General features: G+C 56.3%; 1 protein-coding gene. It reads right to left on the bottom strand.

Annotation, left to right across the window (positions count from 1 at the left end; genetic code table 11):
* Positions 1–6: 6 nt before the first annotated feature.
* On the bottom strand, positions 7–245 hold a 239-nt coding region (locus tag AMS65_RS18340), incomplete at its 5' end, for a hypothetical protein (protein WP_206542029.1).

Genomic DNA, 245 nt, shown 5'->3' with positions numbered 1-245 from the left:
AGATGGTTATAAGAGACAGAACCACAGCCGGGCGAGCACAGCCGTGAAAAGCATCGCCATCACGACGCCGTAATCGTTGTAGTTGGGGTAGGTTGCAGTAACAACCCATCGATTCTTTGACACCGCACCCAGCGTGTTGGCCCGCGGGTAGAGTAGTGGCAGCAGCTTGACACCGGTCACGATCTCTCCCATGCCAATAAGCCAGACGAGGATTGCACCCCAGTACAGGCCGCTAAGGACCTGAC

Source organism: Leucobacter celer subsp. astrifaciens, assembly GCF_001273835.1.
Lineage (GTDB): Bacteria > Actinomycetota > Actinomycetes > Actinomycetales > Microbacteriaceae > Leucobacter > Leucobacter celer.
The sequence above is the reverse complement of the archived record's forward strand: the minus strand, read 5'-3'. Positions and strand labels throughout refer to the sequence as shown.